Source organism: Streptomyces sp. NPDC057654, assembly GCF_042800135.1.
Taxonomy (GTDB): Bacteria; Actinomycetota; Actinomycetes; order Streptomycetales; family Streptomycetaceae; genus Streptomyces.
Genome location: NZ_JBHVHQ010000664.1, coordinates 1 through 4,850 on the forward strand (window position 1 = coordinate 1; position 4,850 = coordinate 4,850).

At 73.4% G+C, this 4,850-nt stretch carries 4 protein-coding genes and 1 pseudogene; 3 read left to right on the forward strand and 2 right to left on the reverse strand.

The window, feature by feature from the left end; translation table 11 throughout:
* Nucleotides 1-229, forward strand: a pseudogene (locus ACFU99_RS33160) (hypothetical protein); the annotation flags it as partial.
* A 212-nt stretch (nt 230-441) separates the two neighbouring features.
* Nucleotides 442-954: a hypothetical protein gene (locus tag ACFU99_RS33165; protein ID WP_384399105.1), complete on the forward strand. Its 513-nt coding sequence runs from the start codon at nt 442-444 to the stop codon at nt 952-954.
* Here the strand turns inward: ACFU99_RS33165 and ACFU99_RS33170 are convergent.
* The gene (locus ACFU99_RS33170; protein ID WP_384399107.1) at nt 918-1,664 is read right to left on the reverse strand and encodes a TetR/AcrR family transcriptional regulator; all 747 of its coding nucleotides are present in this window, start codon (nt 1,662-1,664) and stop codon (nt 918-920) included. The genes ACFU99_RS33165 and ACFU99_RS33170 overlap by 37 nt on opposite strands.
* Before the next feature lie 72 nt (nt 1,665-1,736).
* A complete protein-coding gene (locus tag ACFU99_RS33175) occupies nt 1,737-2,456 on the reverse strand; it encodes an O-methyltransferase (protein ID WP_384399109.1) in 720 nt (239 codons plus the stop codon).
* Nucleotides 2,457-2,707: 251 nt separating this feature from the next.
* Here ACFU99_RS33175 and ACFU99_RS33180 point away from each other — a divergent pair, with 251 nt between their 5' ends.
* Nucleotides 2,708-4,828, forward strand: a complete 2,121-nt coding sequence (locus tag ACFU99_RS33180; RefSeq protein ID WP_384399111.1) for a bifunctional glycosyltransferase 87/phosphatase PAP2 family protein — start codon at nt 2,708-2,710, stop codon at nt 4,826-4,828.
* Nucleotides 4,829-4,850: the final 22 nt, after the last annotated feature.

The following is a 4,850-nucleotide window of genomic DNA, read 5'->3' on the forward strand; positions in this document are numbered from 1 at the left end:
CAGCGTGCGCGGCTACCGCCAGGTGCACGCCGCCGCCGGCCGGGCCCGCGAGGGGCGCGCGGCGACGGAGGAGCTGCGGGCGGCCGTCGTCGGCGCCCGCGGGCTGTTCGACGAGCTGATCGACGAACGGCCGCGGGGGCGGGCGCACGCCTCGGACCGGCACCGTACGGGCGTTCCGTGGGCGGGGGCCCACGGGCGGCACGAATCGACGAAGGGCGGGACACCGTGACGATGGGACCTACAGGAAGCGGACCCGGCGGCTTTCCGGGGCGCGACGGACGTGAGGGACGAGGCGGGCGTGAGGGACGCGAGGGGCTCGACGGGCGCGAGAGGGCCGAAGAGCGACGGCTCAGCGGGCCGGAGGCGGGCTCCGACGGCCGTACGGGGCGTACGAGCGGTATGGACGACCGTACGAGGCCGCCCGGACCCTACGAGCCGGGCGTGAGCCGCGAGCCCGGACGCCACGAGTCCGGGGGGTACGGGCCGGGGGACTCCGGGCCTGGTCCCGGGCGCGGCGGGCGGCAGGCGCGCGGGGGACGCGGCGCGGCGCCCCCGCCGGGTGAGGTCGAGATTCCGGAAGAGGCACTGCCGGGTGAGGCCCCCGCCGTGGAAGAGGGGGTTCCGCGCGTACCGCGGCAGGGCGGGCCGGACGGCCGGTTACCGCTCCAGGGCGAGCCGCCCGCCGCCTCGCTGCTGCCGCAGGACGACCGCGACCGGCTCCTGCCCCATCTCCGCCGCGCGGTGAACGGCTTCGTCGACGAGCCGCGGTCGTCGGTCCAGGAGATCGACGCGCTCTACGAGGAACTCACCGCACGCCTCACCGACCTCCTCGGCGAACGCCGCCGCGCGCTGCGCGCCGCCTGGAGCGACGACGACGCCGAACCGCAGACGGAACAGCTGCGGCTGGTGCTGCGCGACTACCGCGACGCGATCGAACGACTGCTGGCGGTCTGAGCCCTCTCGCCCCGCTGCTGAGGAGCCGTCGTCGTCGGCGGCGTCCGGCCCGGGTTCATGTCCGCCATGACGCCCCCGAGCTGGCCCAGCGAGAGCGGCGGGGCGGGGAGGGGGTGGGCGCCCTCCGGGCGGAGCGCGTCGAGGAGCAGCGCGAGATGCCGGCGCCAGGAGCCGGGGGCGACGGCGGCGAAGGCGGGCACGGACCGGCCCAGGGCGGCGAGCTGGAAGAGGATGTCCTCGGCGGTGACGTCCGGCCGCATCGTGCCCTGTTCCTGGGCGCGGGCGACGAGCGTCAGCACGGTCTCGTGGTTGTGCTCGCGGAGGGCGTCGAGCGACGGTACGCCCTCGACGCCCGTGGTGATCAGGTCGGCGGCCCCCCGGTCGGCGGCGACGAGGGAGAAGATCCGCTCCCAGTACCCGCGCAGCGCCTCCCAGGCGTCCTCGACCTCCCGGGCCTGCACGCCCGCCTCGCGCGTCTCGGTGAGCGTGTCGTGGAAGACGGCCTCGATGAGCGATTCGCGGGTGGGGAAGCGGCGGTAGAGCGTGGCGTTGCCGACGCCGGCCCGGCGGGCGATCTCGTCGAGCTGTGCATCCACTACCTGCTCGGCGTAGATCTCGTGGGCGGCCGCGATCAGCAGTTCCCGGTTGCGCCGGGCGTCCCGCCGCAGCGCCGGGGGCTCCCCGGCCGCCTTCTCCGCGCTCGTACTCATGGCCGCACCCTAGCAACAACCGAGGAAGGCTCCCCGCTTCAGCGGAAGCGGGAGCCCCTCCCCGGTCGCGGGTCACTCCGTGACCAGCGCCATCGCGAAGCCGTCGTAGCCCTTGCTGCCGACCGTCTGGAGCGCGGTGGCGGTCACCCGCGGGTGCTCGGCGAGCATGTCGAGGAAGCCGCGCACCCCCCGCACCCCGTCGTCGGTGTGGGCCGGGTCGATCACCTCGCCCGACCGCACGACGTTGTCGCCGATGATGAGCGTGCCGGGCCGGGAGAGCTTCAGCGCCCACTCCAGGTAGTGCGGGTTGTTCGCCTTGTCGGCGTCGATGAAGACGAGGTCGTACGGGGTCGTGTCCTCGGCCGCCAGCCGGGGCAGCGTCTCCAGGGCCGGGCCGACGTGGACCTTGACCCGGTCGGCGAGGCCGGCGCGCGCGATGTTGGTGCGGGCGACCTCGGCGTGCGCGGGGCTGAACTCCAGGGTGTCGAGGCGGCCCCCGGCGGGCAGGGCGCGGCCCAGCCAGATGCTGCTGTAGCCGCCGAGCGTGCCGAACTCCAGGATGCGGCGGGCGCCGCGGAGCTCGGCCAGGAGCTGGAGCAGCTTGCCCTGGTTGGGGGAGACCGCGATCTTCGGCAGGCCGGCCGCGTCGCTGTCGCGCAGCGCCGCGGCGAGCGCGTCGTCGGCCGGGGCGAGCAGCTCGCTGAAGTAGCGGTCGACCTCGGTCCACCGCTGCTGCTCCGACGAACCGGTCGTGCCGGTCGTGCCGGTCGTGCTGTGCGTGCTCTGAGACATGAGGTCCTCGGGGTCCTTTCCCTTAGTTATGCGAACAAAATACTTACTCGACGGGGGGCGCGGCAATCCCTTTCAGACAACTGTGGGAGGTTGTCAGGTGGCCTAGGGGTGTCCTGCGTCTGTTTCCGGGGACTCAGTAAGGTTTCAACCTCCCCTAAGAGGGTGACTGGGCGACGGAGGAGCGGCGGGGCGTGGCAAATGCGGAACGGGGCGGGCTGAGGCGTCCGCCGGGGCAGAGGCCCAGGATCTTCATGGCGCTGGGCGCCCTGTGGCTCGTCGCGGGCCTGCTGGCCGCGCGACAGGCCGCGGCCGTGCTGCGGCTGCCGCCCGAGCGGCGGTTCACGGACCTGGAGACCTGGATCGGCGAGCACGGCGTGCTGCATGTGAACGGCTCGCTGTACGACACGGACAAGTTCACCGGCTCGCCGTTCGCCGGGCTCGTCCTCAAGCCGCTGACCAGGGCCGCCGAGCAGGGGCTCGGCCTCGTGTGGACCTTCGCCACCCTGCTCCTCGTCGTCGCCCTGGCCCTCGTCGCCGCCCGCTCGCTGCCCGGCCCGGTCTCCCGGCGCACGGCGCACCTGGCCGCGCCCGTGGCGATCAGCCTGATGGTGCTCTCCCTGCCGGTGCGGAACACCTTCACCCTCGGGCAGACCAGCATCATCCCGGTGCTGCTCGTGCTCCTCGGCTGCTGCCTGCCGCGGCTGTCGGACCGTACGACCGGGGTGCTCGTCGGCGTCGCGGCGGCGCTCCAGCCCGCCGTCCTGCTCTTCGCGCCCCTGCTGTGGCTGGTGGGGCGCCGCCGCGCGGCCGTCACGTCCGGCGCCGCCTTCGCCGTCTGCACCGCTCTGGCCTGGGCGGCGATGCCGGACGACTCCTGGTCGTACTGGGTGCACCACATCGCGGGCGCCGGCCTCGGCAGCGCCGCCGACGGCCTCGCCAACCAGTCGCTGCACGGGCTGCTGCTGCGCGTCGGGCTGCACGGCCCCGCCGAACTGGCCCTGTACGGGGTGCTCGCCGTCGCGGTCGCCGTCCTCGGGCTGCGCCGCGCCGCGCACTACGCCAAGGACGGGCAGACCCTGCTGGCCACGGCGATCACCGGCTGCGTCGCGGTCGCCGTCTCGCCCACCGCCTGGCAGCACCAGCAGCTGTGGATCCTGCTCGCCCTCGTCGGCCGCGTCGGCAAGCGCCGCGCCGACCGGCTCGTATGGCCCGTGCTCGTCGTGCTCGTCATGACGCTCAGCAGCACCGTGCTCGTCCCCGACAACCCGGTCCTCGGCCCCATCGGCGAGAACGCGCCCCTCCTCGCGGCGCTCGCCGCGGCCTGTGCCGTGCCGTTCCTGACGCGCTCCTCGCCGCTGTGGGAGCGCCCGATGCCGACGCCGGTCGCCGAACAGCTCCCCGGCCGGTTCGCCTGGATCCCGCTGCTCCGCTTCTGGCGGCGACCGCTGACCCGGCCGAACCTGATGCTGGAGCTGATGCTCATCCGCATCGGCTACTTCGTCTACTCCTACATCCGCGGCAGCGCGCCCGACGAGCGGAGCACCGCCGAGCACCACGGACAGCAGATAGTCTCGGCCGAACGGTTCCTGCACATCGACTTCGAGCACTGGTTCAACCATCTGGTGGCCAAGACCCACTGGCTGGAGAGCAGCATGAACTACTACTACGGGACCTTCCACTTCCTGCTCCCGCTCTCCGTGCTCGGCTATCTCTACCTCCGCCGCCCCGCCACCTACCGCTGGGCCCGCACCGCGCTGTCCATCACCACCCTGCTCGCCCTCGTAGGCTTCTGGCTCTACCCGCTGGCCCCGCCGCGGCTGATGCCCGGCCTCGGCTTCATCGACACCGCCAACGGCCCGCAGGACCTCTCCCACCCGGACTACGGCGCGCTCACCAAGCTCTCCAACCAGTACGCGGCCATGCCCTCGCTGCACATCGGCTGGTCGCTGTGGTGCGGCGTGGTAATAGCGATCGTCGCGCCGAAGCTGTGGATGAAGCTGCTGGGCCTGGTCTACCCGCTGCTGACCTTCTCCGTGATCGTCGGCACCGCCAACCACTACGTGCTGGACGCGGTCGGCGGCGCGACGGTCGTCGGGCTGGGCTTCGGCCTCCAGTACGTGCTGACGGGGCCGGGACGGCAGGCGCTGGGGAGACTCGGGAAGACAGGTGGTTCCGCGGGGGCCGCCGAAGACGCTGGGGCCGGTGAGGTCGCTGGGACCGCGGTGGTGCGGGGCGGTGGGGCTCGTACGACCGGGACGGCGACTGTGGGCGACCCCGGTACCACCGATGCCGCTACCCCCGATACCGGGATCGGCAGTGATCCGGAGCCGGTGGGCGCGGGCGGCGAAGAGGAACGTAAAGCCAAGGCTTGACGGCTCGGGGGCTCGTGGGGGG

Coding starts and splice junctions, on each gene's coding strand:
- ACFU99_RS33170 (WP_384399107.1), bottom strand. CDS start 1,664: ATGAGTACGAGCGCGGAGAAGGCGGCCGGGGAGCCCCCGGCGCTGCGG.
- ACFU99_RS33175 (WP_384399109.1), bottom strand. CDS start 2,456: ATGTCTCAGAGCACGCACAGCACGACCGGCACGACCGGCACGACCGGT.
- ACFU99_RS33180 (WP_384399111.1), top strand. CDS start 2,708: ATGGCGCTGGGCGCCCTGTGGCTCGTCGCGGGCCTGCTGGCCGCGCGA.